Annotated in this window: 22 protein-coding genes; 9 read left to right on the forward strand and 13 right to left on the reverse strand. The window is 57.8% G+C overall.

Annotated features, from left to right (window positions below):
- Positions 1-119 precede the first annotated feature (119 nt).
- A complete protein-coding gene (locus tag HFP57_RS16060) occupies positions 120-1,025 on the reverse strand; it encodes a LysR family transcriptional regulator (RefSeq protein ID WP_176870727.1) in 906 nt (301 codons plus the stop codon).
- A 508-nt stretch (positions 1,026-1,533) separates the two neighbouring features.
- Here HFP57_RS16060 and HFP57_RS16065 point away from each other — a divergent pair.
- Complete coding sequence (locus HFP57_RS16065; protein ID WP_176870728.1) at positions 1,534-4,086, forward strand: TonB-dependent receptor; 2,553 nt, start codon at positions 1,534-1,536, stop codon at positions 4,084-4,086.
- A gap of 398 nt (positions 4,087-4,484) precedes the next feature.
- Positions 4,485-5,312, forward strand: a complete 828-nt coding sequence (locus HFP57_RS16070; protein ID WP_176870729.1) for a helix-turn-helix domain-containing protein — start codon at positions 4,485-4,487, stop codon at positions 5,310-5,312.
- A gap of 256 nt (positions 5,313-5,568) precedes the next feature.
- On the opposite strand, the gene HFP57_RS16075 is transcribed toward HFP57_RS16070, so the two are convergent.
- The 6 genes from HFP57_RS16075 to HFP57_RS16100 form a co-directional block, all read right to left on the reverse strand.
- Positions 5,569-5,943 (reverse strand): hypothetical protein, encoded by a 375-nt coding sequence (locus tag HFP57_RS16075; protein ID WP_176870730.1) that lies wholly within the window; start codon positions 5,941-5,943, stop codon positions 5,569-5,571.
- 9 nt (positions 5,944-5,952) lie between these two features.
- On the reverse strand, positions 5,953-7,041 hold the full coding sequence (locus tag HFP57_RS16080; protein WP_176870731.1) for a class I SAM-dependent methyltransferase: 1,089 nt from the start codon (positions 7,039-7,041) through the stop codon (positions 5,953-5,955).
- A gap of 64 nt (positions 7,042-7,105) precedes the next feature.
- Entirely contained in the window at positions 7,106-7,516 is a 411-nt protein-coding gene (locus HFP57_RS16085; RefSeq protein ID WP_176870732.1) for a VOC family protein, read from the reverse strand.
- Positions 7,517-8,186: 670 nt separating this feature from the next.
- On the reverse strand, positions 8,187-9,008 hold the full coding sequence (locus HFP57_RS16090) for an alpha/beta fold hydrolase (protein ID WP_176870733.1): 822 nt from the start codon (positions 9,006-9,008) through the stop codon (positions 8,187-8,189).
- Entirely contained in the window at positions 9,005-9,841 is an 837-nt protein-coding gene (locus HFP57_RS16095) for an alpha/beta fold hydrolase (RefSeq protein ID WP_176870734.1), read from the reverse strand. Before HFP57_RS16095 ends, HFP57_RS16090 begins: the two co-directional genes overlap by 4 nt.
- Positions 9,842-9,851: 10 nt before the next feature.
- Positions 9,852-10,817 carry an alpha/beta fold hydrolase gene (locus HFP57_RS16100; RefSeq protein ID WP_176870735.1) on the reverse strand — a complete coding sequence of 322 codons (966 nt, stop codon included), beginning with the start codon at positions 10,815-10,817 and terminating at the stop codon, positions 9,852-9,854.
- A gap of 332 nt (positions 10,818-11,149) precedes the next feature.
- On the opposite strand from HFP57_RS16100, the gene HFP57_RS16105 reads away from it, so the two are divergent.
- The 5 genes from HFP57_RS16105 (at position 11,150) to HFP57_RS16125 (ending at position 16,781) form a co-directional block, all read left to right on the forward strand.
- Positions 11,150-12,130 (forward strand): D-2-hydroxyacid dehydrogenase, encoded by a 981-nt coding sequence (locus HFP57_RS16105; RefSeq protein WP_176870736.1) that lies wholly within the window; start codon positions 11,150-11,152, stop codon positions 12,128-12,130.
- Between the two features lie 130 nt (positions 12,131-12,260).
- Positions 12,261-12,947 carry an RraA family protein gene (locus tag HFP57_RS16110; protein ID WP_176870737.1) on the forward strand — a complete coding sequence of 229 codons (687 nt, stop codon included), beginning with the start codon at positions 12,261-12,263 and terminating at the stop codon, positions 12,945-12,947.
- A gap of 137 nt (positions 12,948-13,084) precedes the next feature.
- Positions 13,085-13,960: an NAD(P)-dependent oxidoreductase gene (locus HFP57_RS16115; RefSeq protein WP_176870738.1), complete on the forward strand. Its 876-nt coding sequence runs from the start codon at positions 13,085-13,087 to the stop codon at positions 13,958-13,960.
- Positions 13,961-14,025: 65 nt separating this feature from the next.
- Positions 14,026-15,699 carry a CocE/NonD family hydrolase gene (locus HFP57_RS16120; RefSeq protein ID WP_218135041.1) on the forward strand — a complete coding sequence of 558 codons (1,674 nt, stop codon included), beginning with the start codon at positions 14,026-14,028 and terminating at the stop codon, positions 15,697-15,699.
- Positions 15,700-15,710: 11 nt separating this feature from the next.
- On the forward strand, positions 15,711-16,781 hold the full coding sequence (locus tag HFP57_RS16125) for an LLM class flavin-dependent oxidoreductase (RefSeq protein WP_176870739.1): 1,071 nt from the start codon (positions 15,711-15,713) through the stop codon (positions 16,779-16,781).
- Here HFP57_RS16125 and HFP57_RS16130 read toward each other — a convergent pair.
- Positions 16,778-17,704: a LysR family transcriptional regulator gene (locus tag HFP57_RS16130; RefSeq protein WP_176870740.1), complete on the reverse strand. Its 927-nt coding sequence runs from the start codon at positions 17,702-17,704 to the stop codon at positions 16,778-16,780. The two genes, HFP57_RS16125 and HFP57_RS16130, sit on opposite strands and share 4 nt — an antisense overlap.
- Positions 17,705-17,774: 70 nt before the next feature.
- Between HFP57_RS16130 and HFP57_RS16135 the strand changes: the two genes are divergently transcribed.
- Together HFP57_RS16135 and HFP57_RS16140 are read left to right on the forward strand one after the other, a co-directional pair.
- Positions 17,775-18,584: an alpha/beta fold hydrolase gene (locus HFP57_RS16135; RefSeq protein ID WP_176870741.1), complete on the forward strand. Its 810-nt coding sequence runs from the start codon at positions 17,775-17,777 to the stop codon at positions 18,582-18,584.
- Complete coding sequence (locus HFP57_RS16140; protein WP_176870742.1) at positions 18,581-19,135, forward strand: carboxymuconolactone decarboxylase family protein; 555 nt, start codon at positions 18,581-18,583, stop codon at positions 19,133-19,135. The genes HFP57_RS16135 and HFP57_RS16140 overlap by 4 nt, the downstream gene beginning before the upstream one ends.
- Positions 19,136-19,167: 32 nt before the next feature.
- On the opposite strand, the gene HFP57_RS16145 is transcribed toward HFP57_RS16140, so the two are convergent.
- The 5 genes from HFP57_RS16145 to HFP57_RS16165 form a co-directional block, all read right to left on the reverse strand.
- Positions 19,168-19,491, reverse strand: coding sequence for a hypothetical protein (locus HFP57_RS16145; protein WP_176870743.1), 324 nt, complete (start codon positions 19,489-19,491; stop codon positions 19,168-19,170).
- Between the two features lie 13 nt (positions 19,492-19,504).
- Positions 19,505-20,656, reverse strand: coding sequence for a class I SAM-dependent methyltransferase (locus HFP57_RS16150; protein ID WP_176870744.1), 1,152 nt, complete (start codon positions 20,654-20,656; stop codon positions 19,505-19,507).
- 150 nt (positions 20,657-20,806) lie between these two features.
- A complete protein-coding gene (locus HFP57_RS16155; protein ID WP_246263204.1) occupies positions 20,807-22,174 on the reverse strand; it encodes a RidA family protein in 1,368 nt (455 codons plus the stop codon).
- 23 nt (positions 22,175-22,197) lie between these two features.
- The gene (locus HFP57_RS16160; RefSeq protein WP_218135042.1) at positions 22,198-22,938 is read right to left on the reverse strand and encodes an SDR family NAD(P)-dependent oxidoreductase; all 741 of its coding nucleotides are present in this window, start codon (positions 22,936-22,938) and stop codon (positions 22,198-22,200) included.
- 181 nt (positions 22,939-23,119) lie between these two features.
- A complete protein-coding gene (locus HFP57_RS16165; protein WP_176870745.1) occupies positions 23,120-24,046 on the reverse strand; it encodes a TauD/TfdA dioxygenase family protein in 927 nt (308 codons plus the stop codon).
- Positions 24,047-24,341 lie beyond the last annotated feature (295 nt).

The raw sequence follows: 24,341 nt of genomic DNA on the forward strand, positions 1-24,341 counted from the left end.
ACATCAGGCAGCGAGCAAGGGAACGTGATGACCGCTCTAACACTCGCTGGTCTGGTACTGCAGGCGGTCGCTAATGGGGCAAGTTTGGTACCATCGGTCGAGTACCCAGCCTTCGATCGTCAGTTGAAATGCGCCTTGCCGATCCGCTGCGCTGTTTTCAGGAATGAGAACATTGCCGGCGTTCGCAAACGGTCTTGAAAGTAGATGATGCCGGCCCGAAGATCCCGCGTCGTGGTCTCACAGTTGAGGGGAACCAACTGGCCATGGCGGACAAAATCAGCGACAAAATAGTCGGGAATGATGCCGATCAGATCCATTTTCAGCATCATGGCGTGAATGAACGGTACATAGCCCGAAGAGATGGGTTCCTTGATCGTGGTTAGGTGACTTTCGCCGAAAAGGTCCTTTATGAAACTCCTCGTTCCGGGCGAATCCGGAATGATCCATTCCGATGATGCCAAGTCCTCCAGATCAACCGTTCGTTTCCTGGCGAGAGGGTGTTGGGGGCGGCAAAAGATCGATAAATCGATATCCGCGAAACTTTCGATCACCAGATCCTTCGTCAGATTGGCTTCCGGCCAGTAGGTCGTGATCAGAAAATCGACATGCCCGTCACGCAGTTGGTTGAGCAGTTCGTTGAGGTAGGCGAAGCTGACCGAAAACGTATATTCCGGGTGATCCTTCCGCACTTCGGCGATGATTTCTGGCACCAGCTGGCCCAGCAGGCCGGAAGGCGCCCCAATGCTCACATGGCCTCGCGACCCCTTTTTCATGAGATCGATTTCGTGTGTCGCACGCTCGACCGAGTATATCGCGGAACTGAAAAATGCTTCGATTGCATTGCCATAAGGGGTCGCCACTACCCCTTTGGGACCGCGCTTCAACAGCTCTGCGCCCAAAAAATTTTCAAGGTTCTTTATGCTGTTTGAAAGGGCCGGCTGGCTGATATTGAGTTCCTCGGAAGCGCGCCGGAAACTTCCGTGCTTCACCACGGCAACAAAATAGCGAAGCTGATTGAGGTTCATCGGTCGCACCTGATATCTGGCGGAATCGGAACGGGCAGCAGCGCGGCCCAAGATGCGATCATTCGGTGTGGGCTCAGGCCTTCGGTCATCCGGTTCCCATTACTAAATTTGGCTTTCATCATAGTCACTTGATTATATGTGACATTGCAAACAGTCTTGAAGAAATACTCGCTCTTCAACTGTAATATTCATCTCCGGCACTGAAATATAATTATTGATCGGCTCCGGTCTCTCTTTATCAGACGCCGCCGCAATCTGCCCAAGAATCATCGATTAGTCACCCAGCGACCAAATTTTAGCGTTTGGTTGGGTCGAGTTTTCAGAAAGCTATACCCTTTTTCAGATCACGAATTTGGCAACCCGATTTCTTTTCCTGATATTTCGGGTGGTCGGCGTGGGATGGCTTTAGGAAACCTTGAAGCCAGAAGGACTGAGAGCCAGGGAAACCAAAAAAGCCGGAGCGGTTCGAACGATTGCTCCGGACGGGTTGCATAAGGGGAGTTCCATAATGAACAATTTTCACCGTTTGGCTAAATTGTCTACCACTTTGAAAGTGGCCGCATTAGCGACAACAGCATTGGCCACGACGCCTGCCTTTGCGCAGGTTAGCGACGCTCAGACAGACGAAGGTGCGTCTGCTGATCAAGGTGCCGATCGCGTCCAGATAGCCAGCGCGAATACAGACAATCGCCAGATAGTCGTGACCGCGCGTCGCGGCGCCGAGCTGCTTTCCGATGTGCCTCTTGTCATCAACTTGCTCGATGAGGGGCAAATCGAGCGGCTCAACATTCAGTCGCTAGACGACGTTGCGCGCTTCACCCCGGGTTTGCAGCTTACTGAAGGTAGCCGGCCTTCTTCTACCCAAATCGCGATACGCGGATTGAACGTCGACGTGGGCCGCAGCTCTGTCGCGCTCCGCATCGATGGTATCGATGCCACGGCCGAAGCAATCAACGCCTCAGGTCTTGGCTATTTTCCGAACCAACGATTGCTGGATCTTGAGCGGATTGAAATCGTCAAGGGCACGCAGGTCGCCCTGTATGGACGTTCCGCATTTGGCGGTGCTGTGAATTTCGTGAGCAGGCGCCCCGATCTTTTTGAATGGAATGGCAGTATCAATGCCGGCTTCAATTCGGAGCGGGAATATGAGGTGGGAGCCAGAGTGAACGGGCCGATCTCCGAAGGTGTAGCCAGCTTTGGCCTGGTCGCCGCCTATTGGTACGATGGTGGTTCATATCGGAATCAGCTGAGCGGCGATCGCATCGGCGGTGGCGACGGACAAGGCGTAGCTGCCTCACTATTGTTTCAACCGACCGACAATCTCACAGCCTTTTTCAGGACCGAATATTCGGAGTCTACCGATGAAACGCGTCCTGGCGTATTTGTTCCTCCCAATACGACGATAACCTTTCCGGCCGATGTTGCGGCAGTTATCAATGCCACGACCGCGAGGATCTCGGTCGGCGAGGTTCCCGACGTTGGGACCGATCAGGTTTTTGTCGCGCTTGATCCTTTCACCGGCGAAGATGCGCGGGGGATCGATACGGAGACGTTTACCTTTACCGGCGACATTCAAAATGACTTTGGCGGTGTTACTCTCAGATCGCTAACTGGTTACATCAGCGTCGATTCCGACACTTTTCAGTCGAGCATCTTCCAGCCCCAACCTTTCATCAATCCGGACGGCACGCCCAACGGCGCAGGCACAGGCGCGATATCGCCAGGCTTTGTGACGCAATATATCGCGCTTCTCACCGAGACCGAGATTTTCAGCCAAGAAATCCAGCTATTTTCAAGCGATGAAGACGCCCGGTTCCGCTGGCTGGTTGGCGGGCTGTATTGGGAAGAAACAATTCGTCAGCGGCAGGATCAGCCGACTGTCATCCCGCTTGGCGAGATTTCGACGGCGGACATACGTGATTTCTATCGCCGGGAACTGTTCGACTACACCCGCTCGTTCAGGCGCAAGACCGAGCATTTGTCGGCCTTCGCCTGGGCTGAATTCGATATTACTGACGAGCTTTCGATCAGCGTGGAAGGGCGTTATTCGAACGAGCAACAAAGCTATCGAACCGACAACACGGTGAATATCGCTTTGGGTTTCCCGGGTGATCCGGTTGCCGGCACGCCGCCAAATTTCCTGCAGGTTTCGGTTATCCCGAATCCACAGGAACCCGGCTTCATCGACGAAAATTATTTTACGCCGAAAGCTGTGATCACTTACCGGCCTAATGATGATCTGACCTTATATGCCTCGGTTGCAAGGGGGATAAAGCCCGCCGGACACTCGACGGGCGCCGCTGATACCTTCAACGAGTTTACGCGTTTTGAAGCCGAGAATCTCTGGAGTTATGAACTGGGCGTCAAATCGAACTTCGCCAACGGTGCGGTGACTGCAAATGGCGCGTTCTTCTACCAGGACTATACGGACCAGCAGGTGCTATCGACGGTCTTCGATACGGATTCCAACGTGCCTCGGGGAGCCACGGAAAATGCGGGCCAATCCCGTCTTTACGGTGTCGACCTTGAACTCATACTGCGTCCGACGGACGAGCTGACTATCAGTGGCAGCTATACGTACATCAATACGAAATTCACGGAATATGAGTTCTTTACCAGCGCAGCCGGTACGGCTTCGCGCGGTCCGTGCGTACGGTTCGATACGCTACCAAATGGTCAGCAGGGTTGCATCATTTCCTGGACGGGCAATCGGGTTAGCCAGACGCCGGAGCACCAGTTCCAGATCTTCGCGAACTATACGGCTCCGATCAGCGATACGTTTGACTTCTTCATCGAGCCAAACGTCCGTTACCAGAGCGATCGATTTCTCTCCAATGCGAATCTAGCCAGCGCTCCGGCATTCTGGCGGGTTGATTTGCGGGCCGGAGTTACGTCGGACAATTGGAGTATCACGGCCTATATCGAAAATCTGTTTGATGACGATACACCCACAAGTGTGTTCAGAGGCGCGGATTTTTCCCAGCCAGGCTTCCCGCCGGGCGCGGTCGTGTTCTTGCCCGATCCGCTAACGGCAGGCGTAAACATACGCTACAGTTTCTAAAGGCGATAACGGGGGACGGACCCGGAAATTGTGAAAATTTCCGGGACCGTTTTTTGCTGGTGGCAGAATCCGAGCCTTTTGGCTCTGGCGGGCGCATCCAATAATCCGACTACCAAAATGGAAAACGCGGTGGACGCACCTGCCAGCAGTCATCCGGGTGTAAAAAAGCTGATGAAATCGCATCCGTCGGAGTTTGGTGAAACAGTTGAGCCCCAAAATCCACGATGGGTTCCGAACAATCTGGCACAGCTCTAAGTTACTTGCAGAACGATGAAGTTGAAGAGTTAAATCAAAGGATTAAGCGGAGCCCGCTCTCAACAGCTTTTGCCTGCGGGGCCGTGGTCTAGACAATTGCGACGATTGTCGGATCTTGGTATTGGCCAAGGCTGATTTGTCAGTTGAAGTATCAAATAGAGGGCGCCCAATCGTTGCCAGTGCCGATACGATCGATCGCCAGGGGCCTGGAGGTTCTGCGCATCGTCAGCCTGAACGGCGCGATGAACATGACGGGCATATCGAAAAGCTCTGGCCTCCCATATCCCACTGTGGGCCGTATTGTTCATACTCTTGTTGCCGAGGGATATTTGGAACGCGAGCCTGCTAGAAAGCGGTTTAGAGTGACGGGCTTGGTGCAGTCGCTTTCTCATGGCTTTCAGAAAAACAGTCGTTTGGTGGAGGTGTCCCGCAGCACCCTCATTCGTCTGACCAAAGAACTTGAATGGCCGATGACCATTGCCACACGACTTGGCAGCTCGATGATTATCCGCGACAGTACTCATGAATTGACGTCAAATACGTTCAGGCATTTTTATCCTGGTTTCATCTTTCCGATGCTCGATTCGGCTGCTGGCCGGGCCTATCTGGCCTTTTGTTCAGACGAAGAAAGGGAGGTTTGTCTGAGAGGCATCGAAATCAGCGATGGGAAGACATATCATCATGCAATCAAACTGGCGCGGACTAGCGGTGAGTTGGAAAGGATTCGTCAGGTCGGAATTGCGACATCCCGTCAAACGTCGGGCACTGCGATAGCCGGTAAGAATTCCGCCATCGCTGCGCCGATTTTCTTCGGGTCCGAAATCTGCGGAATCTTGGCACTGGTGTTCTTTTCAGCTGCCATGCCGATGAAAACTGCAATTGAGCGTTACGGGTCAGAAATCAAGGAAGGCGCGAGAGCGATCAGCACCGCACTCCTCGAGGAAGATAACGACATCGTGTTCCCGAGTTAACTGGCCGCATCGTCGATCGCAGTATTCTTGAATAGCCAATCCGTAGCTTCAGACCATAGCCCAGGCTGGCTCCGAGCGGGGCATGATCGACCATCGGCATCGGATAAGGATGAAAGCCGATGACAAGTCTCCGCGCCTTAACTGGCTGGTTGCAACCCTTTTACCAGCTCTACCAGTCAGTGAGCGGACCGAATTCTTGTAAAGCTCAGTCGGATCCAATCAAGCTATAAAGGCCAAGTGCGCCAAAGACGCGCGTTCAGTCTTTGTCTTCACCCGGGTTGGTCACCCATGTGAAACCGGGCGCTTTCGGATCGGGGAATTGACCTCCGGCCAGGCTAGCGAACATCCGCTTGATCAGGTCTTGTCTTTCGTTCTCCATCAGCTCCTTGAAGCCGTCGTCAGGTTTGAACGTTTCGATTATGTCGGGACTGACGGGCTCGCCGGAAGCGAGCAGCTTCTCCGTTATCGCTTGCCTGTGCCGCAAGGACCAAATCTCTCCGCCCATGAGCAGTATGATCTCAAGCAGCCGGTCAATCATCGGATCCGAGAAGTAATGGGGATTTGTTCTCTTGAACCCCGGCAGATCCTGGACGTACTTCGTTTCTTCGTCGATTTTTGCGCGATCAGACATCGTTACCCCTTAGGCTGGTTTATCACAAACGCGGCCGTGAACATTGATATCCTTGGGATCTTCGTACCGCAGCACGAAGCCAGCATCTTTCAAGCGTTGCTCGACGTTGCTACGGACAAATTCAGGGGCGTATGGCTCACTATTATCGGCCGAATCCAAAGCTCCGAGCATCCCATCATAGTGTAAACCATCGGGATCGTTGCCGAGCGTCGGGAAATCGGAAAACCAGAATGTCCCACCCGGACGAAGGAGCCGGAATACATTTTCAATTGTCTTATCGACCACCGGCATCGGAACTTCGTGGAAGAGGAGATAGCAGGTGATCAGATCGAATTGGCCCGGCTCCAATTCATCGAGATCTTCAGCGGCCTTCTGCAGAAAATGAACATCCAAATCCTGCTCGACCGCCCTGTAATGCGCATACCGCACCATGCCGGCACTGATATCGCTGCCCCATACTTCAGCTTCAGGAAATCTTTGCTTCAGTGCGCATGTCAGCTTCCCCTCGCTGCAGGCCAGATCCATTATGCGATTGACCTTGCCGTCCAACGGAATTTCAGCACGCTCCGCAATCTTCTCGTGGTAGCCATCGTCGTCATAGCCGTAGAAAACCTTGGTGCCGTAATCGAAGCATATGCCGCTGAGCATGTCGCCGACGAAGCCACCGGTCTGCAGATGCGTTTCGACCGCAGTATAATCCGGATACTCATAATCCGGATCCCAGGTTACCGAGCCTGGCCCGCGTGTATCATATTCGTCGAGCATACGCAGGATGTCAGACTCGCGAAGCCCATAAGAGTCGGAAACGCGTTTCCAAAGATTTTCCTGGGTCGTGCGAAACACCCGCTGGACTGTGCCCGCCTCGGGGAAGTCGCGTCGGATCAGTTCACGAATAGTTTCAACGGATTCGTGATTGGGTTCGAATTTTATTCCGGCTTTCTCGATCGCCTCGTTAACTTTTGGCCGATGTGTTCGGCCCCGCAACAAGAGCGCTCGTGTGTCAATCAGGTAATCGAGAAATGACTCATCGGCGAGCCGTGTCATCGCTGGCGTCGGGCCGATTTTTCCGCGATCGGGAAATTGGTTCGATATCGTCATGTCAAATCTCCATCCTGATTGAACGCGCCTCGCGGCTCTTCAGGCTATCAATCGGTTTCGGTCGTTATTGATGCCTTGTTTCCTCGGGGCCGACTGGATTTTCCTTGTCCACATAAACCGCTTCAATATGGTTGCCGTCATAATCCTCGAGCATCGTCGTGAGGTGCCGCATGCCCCAGTCGACATATTCATTGGGCGCGGACAGGCCCTTGGCCCCCAACTTCACGCCGGTTTCGTAGAATTTTTTCACCGCTTCCTCGTCGGGCGCTTCGAAGCAGATATGGCTCGAACTCGCAGATATCTCGCCGGAGGGCGGCTGCACGATCCGGAAACTATTGGTTACTGTTCCCCAAGCATGACAGATATGCCCAGGCACATCATAGTCTTCAAAGTCGAGGGCGTTCATGATGGCATCATATAACGGCTTGCTCTTATCGAAGTCGGAAACGTGCACGCCAACGTGATGAAATTTCATTCTTACGGTTCCTTATGCTCTTGCGCCGGGTATTTGGAACGTCGAGCCGGAGCTAATTAACATGAAATGCCGGGATCGCGGACCTATCTCGCGAAGTTTGTTTGCAGGTCGGACAAATTGGCCGATTCCGGTAGCTGTCTGGCAAGGCTTGCCGGCGACGCAACTGGCGGTGTTCGCAGTTCCGTCTCGCACCCGAGCGATCGCATCTGCGGGACATATTTCGCTCGCCATGTCCTCTCCTTCTCGGTTCCGCGGAGGCTGAAAAACCAGCCTTCTCGCCTCCGGGGGCCAGGAACCGATATGCCGGATTGCAGACGATGCGCGGTTCGATAGCCACGATGCCGACGATGTAAGCAATTATGGCCGTTGGGAAGTTCGGAATCAGAATTGATCTATCAGATTATTGAATGCCCCCGAAGGCCGGCGGTTGGCGGCGATTTACGCGCTCGAAACCAGGCGGGCCGGCGCGCCCGCGCCCGACACCGGCACGTCGCCTGCAACAGTCCGGCGCCGCAACAGACGGTCCTGCTTGCTCCAATCGTTGACCACCTTGTGCGGGTAGAGCGCCTTCTTGATCGCGTTGATCGTGTTCTCGTCGCATTCCGGCGACGGTTTGACGTCCTCGACAATGGCAGCAGGTGCTCCGCTGACACGCCTGGTTTGGGTTTGCCTATTCGAAGAAATCGCGCATCAGCGCATAGGTTTCGTCCGGCCGGTCCTGATGGACAAAAGAGCCGCAATCGCTGACCGTCTCTATCCGGATGTCGGGGCGCAGGCGTTGCGCTTCGGGCGCATATTTCGAATAAATCGTGCCACGGCCGCCATACAGCAACATGGTCGGGGCATCGCTCCGCGGCAGGAACTGCATCGGGCCCGAAAGCGCCACGCCTCGTATATTCGGGTCCTTCCAATCACCGGCTGCCCGTTGGCTCAAGACGAATTCGTCATAGGTTTCGCGGGTTAGCGAGAACATGGCATCGACGGTTTCGTAGGAAAAATCGCTGTCATAGATGCCGTCGCGCCGCGCGGCCTTTTCCTGCAATTCTGCCATCGAAACCGGATAGATGAGTGAGCTGCTGACCATGCACAGCTGACTGATTCGATCGGGCCAGATCATCGATGCAGCCAACAGGATCATGCCACCCATCGAGTTTCCGGCGGCCGCGAAACGCTCGATCCCGAGCATGTCGAGAACCATCATGACCGCTGCGGCGGAGTGTTCCTGACTGATTACGAAGGGTGGCTCGCCGAACATTTTCGACCCGCCATGACCGGGGGGATCGATTAGGATGACCTGATAATCCTCGGCCAACAGTTTTGCGACATGCCGCCAGTCGGCGATCCAGCCGCCTACCTTAGGCATGAGCACGAGCGGGGGCCCGCTGCCGATCTTCGCCCAGTGCATATAGCCGCCGGTAACCGGGACCGTGCCGGCCTCGTCCCAGGGCACGGCCGGCGCAGTGCCGGCCGACGTCTCGGTGGTTGCATTCATCGACCGTCCCCCTGCGATGGGCGGGACCGGATTGCCCGATCCGCGAACGATCCCAGTTCGTCGTCGAACCGTTCTGGCGTTTCGAGGAACGGCGAATGGCCGACATCGGGATAGATCGACACGACCGACCCGGGCATCGCCTTTTCTATCGCTATAGGCAGTTCTTGGTTGAAAGCGCGCTCTTGCTCTCCATAACTTATCAGAAGTGGAACCTCGAGCTTGGTGACGATATCCCGGTAGTCCAGCGGCCTGGTCAAGATTGCCCTGCGGACATAGGCTGGCATCATCATTCCGATCAGCGTTGCATATTGGCTCCACTCTTCACCGCGATAATGGGCCACAAGACCCTTGGCCGACTTTCGATAGCCCTCGATATTTCTGATGGCGCTGAGCGCACAAAGATCCTTCGCAGCCGTCAGCGGTGTCGCGATTTCGCCATAGACAAGGACCGGAGCGTTGCCGACAAAGTTGATGCCCGCCAACCCGCCATCGCCAAAGATTTCCACATAATCGAGAGCAACAATCCCTCCATATGACCAGCCGACGACGACCGGTCGTTCGATCCCGGTCGCTTCCATGACCGCTCTGACGTCCTCAGCCCATAGGGCGGAATCCAGATAGGCTTCCGGTTCCCACGGCTTGCCGGAATTTCCGTGCCCGCGCAGATCGAAGGCGACCAGGCGGAACCGTTGGGACAGGGCGCCTTCGAATTGTGCCTTGAAGTCGGTGAAACTGCGGCCGATCCCGTGAATGAAGAGGATTGGAGTGGCGCCTTCCAGCCCCCCTTCGGCAACGACAAGAGGAACGCCTCCCGCGCCCGCTACCTCGCGCAATGTCCATGGCTCAGTCATCTGATCGTGTCTCGTCAAGAAATTCGCGCACGATCCTTGCCGACTGGGTGTGTGGCTCGAAAGGAGGAAAATGCCCGCCATTTGGCAGGACAACCAGCTTGCAGCTCTCTGCGGGAAACCAGCTGGCCAGGGTCCGCTGATGCTCGAGGCTCAACACATTGTCATTCGGAGTTGCAAGAATAAGGGTCGGCGCCTTGATCGAGCCGGCCATTTCCCGGTTACGCTCCCGATCCCGGCTTTGTCCCGGCGCCTGGATGGCGGCGAGGATTTCGCGGTGTCCCGAACGATTCGAGAAATCGGTGTACTCGCAGACAATCTCGGGTGTGAGAGCCGACTTGTCGTCAAAGATGTTCCCCAGATATTGCCGCCAATAATATCTCGGCCGATAGCCGGCGAATATCGTGTTCGTCAGAAATTGGGCAATTCTCAGCTTTATTGGAAATTTCGGCAGGTCGTAATTGTACACTGGCGTCTGCGTCAGGATTAGGCCTGTCACTCTTCCCGGGTGCTTGGCCGCGCATATCATTGCTGCCGGACCACCGCGCGAGGTTCCGCCGACCGCGAATTGTTCGATCTTCAGCTTGTCGGCGAGCATTGGGATGAGCTGTGCCAATCGGTCGTGCGAATGGCCTTTCTCGTCCAGACCCGAGATGCCTTCGGGCGGCCCATCGAAACGAACGACCCTATAGCCCTTGGCTATGAGTTCATTCGCCCAGCTGTCCCAGAAGTTGAGATTGCCGAACGCGCCATGGACGAGAATCAAAGCAGGCCCGTCTCCTTCGTCCTTGATCCGGATATCGACACCATCGATCCGGACAATGTCCGATCCGGCTCCGTAGCGCTTCCATAATGTATGGTCGCGCGTGTTCCAGAGTCCGATCCGAAAGCTCAGCCAAATGGCAATAACCGACACAACAAACGTTATGGCGATTGCTTGCGGCGATATGCTTTCGATCATTCAATCTCTTTCGAACTGCGCCATCCACAATAACGCTTGTGGGACCGCAAAAGGCAATCGGACCGCAGGAAACGCCGCGATCGCGACGTCTGTTCGCGGTGCATTTGCCGTCCGGTCCGCCCATCTTGTTGCTGGGGCCACTGCCGGGCCATTTCCATGATCAGCGGGCGCGTTGATCGGCAGGCGATTGAATTGGGTTTTGGTTTCGGTCTCCGATCAGCGCGAAATCTAAACACCAACCATGTGTTGAACCTGTTACCTTGGCGAACGAACGCATTTCGGGGGCGCCGGAATAACGGAGCGGATTGGCGGGTCAAATGCGCGGAGGGAAAATGTCGTCACAAGCCAAAAAGGTGCTGGTGAGCTGGCCGGAGCCGATTGATCTGTCGGTTCTCCATGCGGCGATGCCCGACGCCGAATTCACCTTTTGCCCCTTGGACGACCCGGCGATCTGCGAAGCCCTTCCGGAGACAGAGATATGGGTCGCGGGAGGCCCGCCCGTATCGGACGAACAATTGGACGCGGCGAAGAAGCTCAAATGGATCCAGATGTTCGGTGCCGGCTTGCCGCCGGGTGTCTTCCAGAAACGTTTTCGCGAGCGCGGTTTCCTCCTGTCCAATGCCAAGGGCGTGAATATCGACAATATGGCTGAGCACGCGTTGATGTTCATTCTGGCATTTGCGCGCGGTCTGCCGACGCTAGTGCGACGTCAGGCGCGTCACGAATGGATATTGCAGACCCATGCCCCGACCCTGTTCGAACTCGGTACCCAGACATTGGGTATAGTCGGCTATGGCGCGATCGGCAGTGCCGTGGCTCGGCGGGCACGGGCATTGGGCATGAAGGTCTGGGCGGTCCGGCGCAGTCCGTCGGACAGCGATATCGGCGAAGTGGACCGGATGCTCGGCCGGGAGGATCTGCCGGAACTGCTCGCGAGCGTAGATCATGTCCTTTTGTCGGTTCCGCTCACACCGGACACGGAGGGCATGATGGGGGCGGATCAGTTCGCGCTCATGAAGCCCACGGCTTATTTTCACAATATCGGGCGGGGCAAGCTCGTCGACCAGGATGCGTTGCTGGCCGCGCTCGTCGATGGCCGGATTGCGGGGGCGGGGCTGGACGTGGTGACGCCCGAGCCACTGCCCGCCGATCATCCGTTGTGGGACGCGCCCAATACGCTGATCACGGGTCACCTTGCGGGCAATACGCCTGAATTCTTTCCGCGGGTGATGGCCTATATCGCGAAGAATATGCGCCGCTATATGGCGGGCGAGGAGCTGGCGGGACGGGTCGATCTCTCGCGGGGGTACTGATCGTTCGGCCAGCCTGCACCCTCACGCGCAGGACGATGGACGGGGGCGGTGCCCCGGACGGTCCGGGCACCGGTGCCGGTCAGATATCGCGGTCCATTTGCGGATGGCGGCGAAGACGAGCAACGGAGAAATGAGCGTGCACACAGTATACGCCACGATCGAACGCCCCGCACCCGACATCGTCGATCGGTTCAGCAAGGTCTGGATCGAAACGGTTGCTCAGTCGGCTGCCGACAAAGTCCATATCGTCGACCCGGTTATCAAGCCCTTGGCCAATCGCGATTGGAGGATTTGCGGCCCGGCCGTCACCGTCCTTCCCAATGGTACCGACACGATGATGAGCATTGCGGCCACATCGATTGCGCAGGCGGGCGATGTGATTGTCGTGGCGGCAGGCGGAGATTGCGGCGCCGGCGTCTGGGGCAACGGGACCACGATCTCGGCTCGTAACCGTGATCTGGCGGGCGCCGTGGTGGATGGTGCCGTGATCGATTGCCGGGCCATTCTGGAAGGCGGCACACCGGTTTTCGCCCGGTCGGCAACGATGCGACACACGGTTGCCGCCAGGCCGGGTTCGATCAATGTCGACGTCGAGTTCGGCGGTGTGGAGGTTTCACCCGGCGATATCGTGCTGGGTGACATGGACGGTCTGGTCGTCATCCCCCGAGAGGATGCGAAAGCCGTCATCGAGCTGGCCGAGAAGCGAAGCGTGGAGCTGGAGGAAGCGAAAGCCAAGCTCGTCCATGGCGTTACTCTTTTCGATTTGCGCGGCGGTCGCCCCATGCTCGAAGCGCTCGGCGTCGAATGGGTCGAATGAATGCCGACAAGCTCGCCGGGTTTCCGATGGGTTCACAATTGAGGGAGTGCCGTCAAGCGGCTGCCATCAATAAACATAATATCAAATCGCATTTATTATTATTTTGAGTGATGGCGGCTCGCGTGCATGTTTTGCCTATGTCCACCGATTCCGATGCCATACCTTGTCGTTGCTGCGGGCTTGTCGGCCTCGGCATCATCGGCGGCGCCATGGCGAAACACCTCGTCGCCGCCGGCCATGAGGTAGTCGGTTACGATACGGACGCCGCCATGCGCGAGCGCGCGGCGAATGATGGGGTCGAGGTCGTCGCCTCACCTGCGGACATGACGCTTGAAGTCGTGATCACCTCGCTTCCCACCGTGGCCGCGGTCGAGTCCACGCTGAGTCAATTGCCAGCGCAACCCGTGACGATCGTCGAGACGAGTACGCTGCCTCTTGCCGACCGCCTGCGTCTGACAACCAACGCACAGGCCGGTCATATTCTCCTCGACTGCCCGGTGAGCGGCACGGGCGCGCAGATGGCGGCGGGCGATGCCATCCTCTATCTGGGCGGCGATCGCGATGCCCTAGAAACCGTACGACCCGTGCTCGCCGCGATCGCGCGACAAACATTCCTTGTCGGGGACTATGGCGACGCGACGCGGGTAAAGCTGATCGCCAACCATCTCGTCGCGATCAATAACTTGGCGACGGCCGAAGCGATCTTGCTTGGCGAGGCAGCCGGTCTCGATGTGAAGATGCTGATCCCCGCCATTGCGGCGGGCGCTGGCGGGTCCCGCATATTCGATCTGCGTGCGCCAATGATCGCGAACCGGAAATTCTCCCCGCCAACGATGAAGCTCTCCGTGTGGGCCAAAGATCTCGCGGCGATCGCCAATCTGGCAAAGGAAGTCGGTGCCGGGACGCCTCTGCTCGACGCCACTCTGCCACATTATCGCACGGCGATCACGCGCTACCCGGATTACGATACCGCAGCGGTTGCACTGGCGATTTCCGAGAAAGATTCCCGATGAACGAGGCACCGCGCAGCAGCGAAATCCGCGACGGCATGCAGATCGATTGGGACGTCCCGATCCCGATGGATGACGGTCTCGTCCTGAGGGCAGATGTGTTTCGGCCACTGGAACCTGGGCAATACCCCATTTTGATGACGCACGGCCCTTATGCCAAGGGCCTGGCGTTCCAAGACGGGTATCCAAGCGCCTGGAAGACGATGGCCGACGGGCATCCCGACGTGACGGCCGGATCGTCCAACCTTTACCAGAATTGGGAAGTTGCGGATCCCGGAAAATGGGTTCCGGAAGGCTATGCCCTGATCAGGGTGGACAGCCGCGGCTGCGGAACATCGCCTGGCTATATCGATCATTTCTCGCCGCGTGAAACCAGGGATTTCTACGAGTGCATCGAATGGGCCGGAGTCCAGCCTTGGTCCAACGGGAAGGTCGGGCTCAACGGCGTGTCCTATTTCGGCATCAACCAGTGGCAGGTCGCCTCGCTCCAGCCACCGCACTTGGCCGCAATGTGCATATGGGAGGGCGCGGCGGATTTCTACCGCGACATGACGCATCATGGGGGTATTCTGTCGACCTTCTGGGCTAATTGGTCCGATATGCAGGTGCGGACCGTCCAATACGGCATTGGTGAAGCCGGGCGTCGTAGCCGCGCGACGGGCCAACTCATTTGCGGCGACGAACTGCTGGACGAGGCAGCACTCGCTGCCTCCCGCTGTGACTTTGGGAATGAAATCTTCGCCCATCCGCTTGACGATGAGTATCACCGTGAGCGTTCGCCCGACTGGTCGAAGATTACCGTTCCTTTCCTGACCGCGGCCAACTGGGGCGGGCAGGGCCTGCATACGCGCGGCAATTTCGAAGGCTTTATCCGGGCCGCCTCCAATGACAAATGGCTGGAGGCCCATGGGCTCGAACACTGGACCCACTTCTACACCGATTACGGCCGCAAACTGCAGCTGCGCTTCTTCGATCGGTTCCTCAAAGGCGACAGCGCCAGCTGGCAGGACGAACCGCCGGTTCGCTTGCAGGTCCGCCATATCGATAGGTTCGAAGAGAGGGGAGAAAAGGACTGGCCGATCCCGAGCACGCAATGGACCAAGCTGATGCTGGATCCGGGCAGGGGGGCTCTCGGCGATGATGAACCGGCGACCGCAACGACGGGTGCTTTCCAGGCGATGGGCGATGGCATCAGCTTCGTCGGCCAGCCGATGGCGCGACAATGCGAGATTACGGGTCCGCTCGCGCTACGCCTGTGGGTGTCGTCGACAACGAACGATGCCGACATCTTTGCCACGCTTCGTGTCTTCACCGCCGATATGCAGGAAGTGACGTTCCAGGGTGCCATCGATCCGCACACGCCGATCGCGCAAGGCTGGTTGCGTGCATCTCATCGTAAGCTCGACGCTGAACTATCAGCTGAATGGCGGCCCTATCACACACATGATGAACTGCAGCCGCTCAAGCCCGGCGCGCCTGTGTGTCTCGACGTTGAGCTTTGGCCGACATCCATCGTGGTGCCGGCGAGTGCGCGCCTCGTCCTGACCGTGCGCGGGCGGGACTATGATAGCGGGAAGTCCGGCGGAAAACAGTCGAACTTCAAGAATGAGCTGCGCGGCTGTGGCCCCTTTCTCCATGACGATCCGCGCGACCGGCCGGACGACGTTTTCGGCGGAACGACCACCATCCATTGCGGGGATAGCCATGAGGGCTGGCTGCTCCTGCCGATCATTCCTGAATAGGAGAAAGACCAATGAAACTCGGTTTTTTTACAATGCCAATCCATCCGCTGGGTCGCTCGGTTACCGAGACGCTGAAGGAGGATCGCGAACTGGCAATCCTGGCCGACAAGCTGGGTTTTGAAGAGGGCTTTTTCGGCGAGCACGTTACCGATGCGGCCGAGACGATCACTTCTTCGCTGATCTTCGTCGCATCGCTTATTCACGCAACGAACCGCATCAAGCTGGGCAGCGGAACGGTCAACCTGCCTTGCTATCATCCGGCCCACGTTGCCGCGCAGGTGGCGATGGTCGACCATATGGCGGAGGGTCGCTTCCTGTTCGGGATCAGCCCCGGCGGGCTGATGTCGGACGCCGAACTGTTCGGCAATCTCGACAAGAATCGCGGGGACATGTTCATCGAGGCCATCGACCAGATTCTGGCGATCTGGAGTGGCGAGCCGCCGTATAATATCGAGGGAGAGTTTTGGTCCACGTCGACCGAGCGCACGTTGATCGAGGATCTGGGGCAGGGCAAGATTCTATCGCCATATCAGAAACCGCATCCGCCGATCATCACGACGGTCGTGTCACCCCACTCCAATAGCATGACGCAGGCCGCGCGGCGCGGCTGGGAACCGATCTCAGGCAATTTCCTGCTGCCCAAATGGGTAAAATCCCACTGGCCCAAATATAAGGAAGGCTGCGCGGATATCGGCGCCACGCCCGACATGGCCGATTGGCGCGTCGCCAAGAGCATTTTTGTTGCGGACGACCTGGATACTGCCAAGCGTTACGCCACTGATACCAGCGGTCCCTATCACGGCTATTATCGGTCGGTAGCGACCAAGATGATCCGCAGCGGCCGCGCTGCATTGTTCAAGCAAGATCCGGATGCACCCGATGACACGGTTACCATAGAGGGGGTCGTCGACGACGTCGTTATCTGGGGAACGCCGGACAAGGTGATCGACGAACTCGCCGCTTTCCGGGAAGAGGTCGGAGAATTCGGCACGCTGCTCTATGCGGGGCACGACTGGGTGGACCGTGATCTCGCGATCCGTTCGATGGAACTGATGGCGGAGAAGGTCGCGCCGGCCTTTTAGGGTCGTACAGCCTGCTGCACCGCCTCATGCCAGCGGGCGTCGGCCGCTTGGGCCTCGCTTCGGAGCACGTCGTGGAATGCGGCGGCCGCGATCGACAGCGGAGCCCGAACGAGGCTGACCGTCGCCAGGTCGAGCGAAAGGCTAGGTTCCGCAAACGGATTGGCGGCCAGCAGATCGCTATAGGCCGGCCCGGCCATGATCAGCGCGGGCAAGATGGCGACCCAGTCTGAGGAGGCGATATAGTCGAGCGTGCCCATCATGGAATCGAGTTCGATCGTCCGTTCCACCTTGATCCTGTTGGCGGCGAGAAAGCCGAGGATGGAATCATGACGACAATTCTTCCGTCCCGGCAGCACCAGCCGGGGCGGCGGAAGCGAACCGAGCCGCAGTGTTTCCATCGGCTCATGTCCGCTGCGCGTGCCCGATACCAAGATTTCAGGCGTCGTCAGAAAATGCTGCATGGCGACGCCTGGCTCGTGCGTCTGCTTCGGAACCACGGCGAAATCGATCTCGCCGGCCAGAACCGCTTCGGTCAAAGCGTGGCTGTAGCCTTCGACCGCTTGAACCTCGACATTGGGATATTCTTCCGTGAACCGCATGAGTGCCGGCGCCAGAACATGTGAACTGATCGTCGGCATGACGCCGACGACGATCTCGCCGACTGGTCCGCCCTCGAAGCGCTGGAGGTCATTCTCCGCCGATGCCCGGATGCGTAGCAACTCCACGCAATGTTCATAGAAAACCTTCGCTGCTAGTGTGGGTATCACGCGGCCCGTTTCTCGCCGGAACAGTTTCACGCCGTGGCGATCCTCCAATTTCCGGATATGCTGGGAGACGCCCGACTGGGTCGCATTCTCGCGCTGCGCCGCAGCCGTGAAAGACCGTTCCTCATAGGCGGCGACGAAAAGACGGATGTCTCGCATACGGCCATCATAACTTCTAATGGACTAACCAGCATACAATTAATTTTTTTGAAGTCGAAAAGCGTGCTTTGTGTCGAGCGTGACCGACACCTGCATTGATCTGTCCGGATTGCAACTGTCCGCCTCTGTAATCGCTTCCGGCGATCGCCCGTGGCTTACTCTGTTGCATTCGCTGGCGACCGATTCACGCCTCTGGCAGCCGCAGGTCGAGCCGCTCGCCCGATCGTTCAATCTTCTACTGCTCGACATGCGCGGTCATGGAAAATCGGCCGTGCTCCCGCCGCCATATAGTTGGGAGGACTTGGTCGGAGATGTTCTCGAATGCTGGAACAATCTCGGTATCCGCCGATCCGCCGTACTCGGCCTTTCGATCGGTGGTATGGTTGCATTGGGCCTCGCTCTGGATCATCGGAATCGCGTGACTCGGATCGTCGCCGCAGATTGCAGGGCCGATGCGCCGGACTGGTTTCGCGACATGTTTGGCGAACGGCAGGAAATGGTGCGGGAAAGGGGCATGGCTGGCGTGCTGGAGCCGACGCTCGCGTCCTGGCTGACCGAGCCGACCCGAACGGAGCGCCCCGACATTGTCGAGGCGGCAACGGAAATGATCCTGAATACGTCCGTAGATGGCTATCTGGGAGCTACGGAAGCGCTCAAAAAACTCGCGTTTCTGCCTCGGCTGGCCGAAATCGAGACGCCAGCGCTATTAGTCGTCGGCGAAGAGGATGGGCCGCATCCGGCTGCGATGGCGGAGATGGCGGATGCAATCGGGGGAGCTCGATTGGAGACCATTGCCGGCGCTGCGCATTTGAGCAATCTGGAACGATCCGAAACCTTCACCGGCATCGTTGCAGGGTGGCTCGAGGAGGCAATTCCATGACCCGGATCCCGGACCGTGATCCGAGCGAGCTCAGCCCGGCCCAACGGCGCGTCCATGATGCGATTCAATCCGGTGAGCGCGGCGTGGTCGAGGGGCCCTTGCGCATCTGGCTCGAAAGCGCGGAGTTCGCTGATCGGGCCCAGTCGCTCGGCGCCTTCTGCCGTTACGGAACGGTCCTGCCACCGCGGCTATCGGAACTGGCGATCATTATCACCGGTGCCCATTGGAAGGCCGGGTTCGAATGGCATGTTCATGCACCGATAGCGATTGAAAGCGGCTTGCCGGCCGCTGACGTGGAGGCGATCAGGCAGGGAGATGCACCGTCGTTCGAGCACGAAGACGAGCGTATCGTCTACGACTTCACGACTGAGCTGCTCCGCGCGAGGCAGGTCTCGGACACCAATTTCGAGCGTGCGCGGGATTTGCTCGGCGATCAGGGAGTGGTCGAACTGGTCGGCTTGCTGGGCTATTACGGTCTGATCTCGATGACTATCAACGCGTTCCAGATACCATTGCCGGATGGCAACGCCGATCCGTTCGCCGAAGATTAAGACGGGCGGTCAAACCTTGATCGCTTAGCCGATCAGGCGGGTTCGGGCTTCACCGATTCCGGACGATCGAGCCCGACCCGGGCGAGCAGATCATCGACGCCCATTTCCTCGGTTATGAGTGTTGAGCCTACGACTTCAGCGACCATCCGATCACGCTGCGCCTCCAGTTCGGCCGAGAATTCACTGTCGGGAACGTAATCTTCAATTTCGCCGGGATGCAGGCCGCCACGTTCCGTCAGCAGCTTTTCCATTACCGCCAGGCGGTCCCGCATCACCCACAGCTCGGTCAGAAGCGCAAAGACTATCTTGCCGAGATCATCGGTGTTGGTGCCGTGCAATTTGGGTTCCATGTTCATCTGCCTGTTCCCTTCACGCGGCCTTCGCTTGGTCAACGGTTTCCGGCTTCGAACCCCGGATGACCCAAGGGAAACCGTTCGGCCCTGCCGCATAGGATTCCACATCGACAAAGCCGGCTTCGCGGAGGGCTTGATCCCAGTTTTCCAGACAGGACACGGTAAAGAACGGCTCGCTCCGGTTCTTTGTGTCCCAGTCGAGGATCACCGCGTGGAACAGCTCGACCTCGCGGAAAGGCGGCGGATCGGCGAGTACGAAATCCGCGCCCGGTTTCATGATCCGGAACATCTCATCGAACAAACGCCGGTTTTCCTTGGGCGGAAGCTCGTGGTGAAGCGCGTACGTCACCACTGCGTCGAAGCTCTCGTCAGGCTCCCCGGTATCGGTCAACTCGCGCTGCTTGAACTGGATTTTATACCCGCGCCGTTCGGACACGAGATGCGCCATGCGCAGCAGAAGCGGCGAAATATCCGAACCGACGACTTCTGCATCTGGGAATGCCTGGGCAATCGTGGTAATGGTCGTGCCGCCGCCACAGCCCGGCTCGTAGATCCGTTCATATTCGGTCTTTGGCAGGGCCTTCAAAATATCGAACCGGTTCTTGGTGAGGTCGTCGCCGACATTCACCGCCGCATATCCGCCATGGCGGAACACGAGCGGACCAAGCGCAAAGGCGAAGAGCGGTCCGTAAAGGTCGTAGCCGTCCCAGCCATCGGGTTCGAGGTGCCAGTTATTGTCGTAATATTTGGGCGTCTCGGCATTGTCGCTGAGTTCGACCGTTCCGCCCGCCGTTTCACCGGTATCTTCGAGATACTTCTCGAACTGGTCGCGGCGCTCCTCGATAGCGGGGAGGGCGCGAGCGAATATGTCGAGCGCCACGAAACCCTGGCAGAAGCGCTCCAACCGAAAGGCGGCAACGGAATAGGCAAGGTCTCGGGCCGCGGTGACATTGGCTTTCACGGTGGCGCGATCATTGTCGCTGCCGTGAACCGCGATGAGTTCCTGCGCTTCGGGAAGCGCATCGAAATCTGCTTTTGCCTGGTCGCGGAGCGCCGTCGACGAGAATTTCTGAATTGAACCCAGCATTTCGAGGCCAGACCGGCCGCGTTGGCTCAGTCCGAATAGCGGGCGCACGGAGGCCGGAGTGTCTGCAGTGAAGAATGCCATGATCAAAGCTCCGAAAATGGGTGGTTAATGCGCTTGCTTGTCTGAGGCATATCATATCGGAAAGACTACAAGAACGGCTGCAGATATCGAAGTTTCAATACGTATATAAGTTTTTCGAATTTCTTCGTGCGACCGATGCCTGTGGGGCTCTTAGTCGGGTACATACGCAATAAGATCGAGCAGCGCATTTGCGCCGGGCACCACCAGAGGACCGCCGACCTTCATTGTCGTCGATGCCGGTTTCACCCCGGGGAAGTGTTTGGCCCATTCTTCTATGGAATCAGCGAAATGATCGCCTTCATCATGAAAACAGGCTCTGCGCACGACGTTTTCCAGTCTGGTGCCGCCGGCTTCGCAAATTGCAGCCACATTTTGAAGCATGTATCGCATCTGCGCCTGGCCCGGCAGTCCATACCATGGGAATTCCGGATGGCGCAGCATTCCATCGGCCAGGACGCCGCGGGAATCGCACGCCATCTGCTGGCTCAGAAAGAGGAAATTGCCGACTTTGACGGCCTGGGGTTCGTGGCTCCACGGCTCAGGTGCGTCGGACGTCTCGATCGTCTCGATTTCGAGCTTTGAATCATTGGCGAGGAGCGTGAATGCGATTTCGATCCGGCTGCCGCGTGTTCCCAATCCCATATAGGGGATAACGCAACGGGCAGGCGGATTATCGGGAAACCATCGCTTCCAGACCCGGTCCATACCGGCATAGTCGCTTGGATCGCCGATATAGACGTCTGCCTTTACGGCCCGTTCCAGCGAAGAGCCCGCCGCTTCGGCAATGCGGGCCTGCTTGCTTAAAGTATATTCGGTCTGTGCTTCGATCGGCGAACCGTACCAGACATGGGGATTGACCCGCGCCTCTTTGGCCAGCGCGCTGGGCATCCCCATATTGCGCGCTTCGCCATAGTCGCCGACCCAATCGGTCGGTACTTCGCCTGCAAGGAACACCCAGTCTCCGCGCCGCAATGCAGGTGAGTAACCAGCAAGCGGCATCGGCACGCCCTCCGGCGCGGCAAAACCTTCCGGTTCGCTATCGTCGGCGATTGCGATGAGATCAACTTCGATACGTGCTTTGCGCACGGGTAGGGCGCGAATGCTGACTGCCGTAGACGCTGGTCGCGGCTCGAAAATGAAATCGTTGCGGGTCTCGAGATATGGCGAGATGATAAGACCAGGCCAGCAATCGCCATCGGCGAATTGTTCCAGCGAGGGGCGATCCCAGGGAAACCATTGCCATATGCGGACGATGTCTTTCGCGATATCGGCGCCGGCTGCATTCAGCGTGCGCTTCAGCGTCTCCATCACGAAGCGGGACTGCAGCGCCTGTTCGTCGGCCAGATTCGGATTGGCCGCCCGCGCTTCAGGGGCGATTCCGGTCTTGAAATCGCTGGCTAGCTGACCGGAAACGAAGACCCAGTTTCCGGCTTTGACCGCCGGGCTGTAGGGCATAAGCGGCTCCGGGATATCCGGCCAGATCGATTGGGGCGCCATGTCAGATATGGTGTCGGTCATGTTTTCCGTTCCAGTATATTTGTTCAGACCAGCCCGCCATCCGCGACGATGGTTCGGCCATTGATCCAGCGCGATGCGGGAGAGGCGAGGAAAGCGATGATCTCCGCAATGTCTCGGGGTTGGCCGATCCGACCCAGTGGTGTCGCTTCGGCGATACCGGCGCGGACCTCTTCCGGAACCCAGTCGAGCATGGCGGTGTCGGTTGCGCCGGGTGCGACAGCATTCACCGTTATTCCCTTGGCGCCCAGTTCGCGGGCAAAGCCGTGGGTCAGCGTGATCAATGCCGATTTGGCCGCAGAATAGACGGCGGTTCCAGGGATCGGGTCATAAGAGAGATTGGTGGAGATATTCACGATCTGACCGCCCGTCTCCGGAAAATAGGGAGCAGCTTCCTGTGAGATCATGATCATGCCGAGCACATTGGTCCGAAACTGTTCTTCAAACGCTTCTTCGGTAATGGATCCAAATGGCAAGTTCTGAAGACTGCCGGCTCCGTTGACGAGAATATCGATTCTGCCTGGTTCGCCAGCCGCTTGGGCCACCAGTTCGGCAGCATCTGAAACCACATCTCCGCCGACGGCATTCGCTTGTCCGCCGGACTGGCCGATTTCCTCTACAAGCGTGTTCGCATCCTTGCGGTTGCTATTGAAATGGACCGACACGAAAGCTCCGCGCGCGGCCAGGAGGCGCGCAGTCTCGCCGCCGATGCCTCCGGAGGCTCCGGTCACCAATGCACGAAGTCCGTCCAAACTCTGACCAGTCACGGGGTTCTCCAGATCGCCGAGGACGCAAAATATCGGCGCGTCGACCGATCGCGCGGGCTGGTTTGCTTTTTGTCGCTTGGCGATAATCGAAAGACGGGAGGTCTAGGTGCGGTGGGTTGTCCGCTTCCAACTCGTTTCGCCGCCAAAAAATGGCGACGAGGCGCGATACGGGTACCGGAGCCTATGCGGGGACACGCACCGGCCGGCGGCGAATTTCCGGCTCGATGGTCTTGCCGTCCACGACATTCGGACCGTCACCATCGACGGTGACCCGGTGCATGACCCGGCGCACATTGTCGACGTCGTAGGGCCGGCCACGGTGCAGGGTCTGCCGGTTGTCCCAAATCACGAGATCGTTCACGGCCCAGCGATGGCTGTAGACACGTTCGGGCTGCGGGGCATGATCCAAAAGCGTATCGATAAGGTCCGCGCTTTCGGTTTCGTCCAGCCCCTCGATTTTGGACACATGCGCCCCGATGAATAGGGCCTTCTTGCCGGTTTCAGGATGGGTGCGGACAAGCGGTTGCGATGCGGGCGGGCGAAGTTCGAGAAGATATTCGACATCGGCCTCGCTGTGTCCGCCGCGAACGCGCGAGTGTGCAAGACTGTGCACCGCGATCTTGCCTTCGATCTTTGCCTTCATCTCGCGGTCGAGCGTCTCATAGGCGCTGACGAGATCGCAAAACTCGGTCTCTCCGCCTTCCTCGGCGATTTCCGTCGCGTGCAGCATCGATGCGTGAGCGGGGTTGTCGCAGAACGAGAGATCCGAATGCCAAAGCTGATTTCCCAGCGCGAACATCGCCTTTTCGGAATTCGCCCCGGCGAGAGATCCATCAGCTTTCAGATTGGAAACATCGTCAATCGCCCGATCCTCTATGCGGCGCTTGGGTCCCTTCATGGGGGGAAGAACGTGGAGCGGGCCGAACAGCCGACCGAAAGCAAGCTGTTGATCGAGGTCGAGCGCTTGGCCCGGCAACACGATCACACCATATTCGAGAAACGCGTCGTATATCTCGTCGAGCACGGCCTGGCTCGGCATGTGGCGCAGATCGACTCCACGAATCTCAGCGGCGAAGCTGGGCGCGAGCTGACGAATCGAAATGGGCATGGTCGGTACTCTTGTTGGCGAGATTGGAAGTCTGGTCTACCGGAACGCAAAAGACAGCACCAAGAGCGAAAATTGTCGACAGGCGATCTTCAAGCTTTGAGTGTATCAGGCAAGCAGCGGGCCAACACTCTTATAATGGGTTTCGAAAGCACTGCTGATCTTGCCAACAATAGCGGCATATGGTCATTGCCAAGTTTCATTAGCGGGATTTCATCACAGCGTTGAGACTGCGACTGTTCGCAGAAAGCGACTTGATCTGCACTTGGGTGGTTATCTTACAACGACGGGGCCAGGC

The sequence above is a fragment of the Parasphingopyxis algicola genome (genome assembly GCF_013378075.1).
Taxonomy (GTDB): domain Bacteria; phylum Pseudomonadota; class Alphaproteobacteria; order Sphingomonadales; family Sphingomonadaceae; genus Parasphingopyxis; species Parasphingopyxis algicola.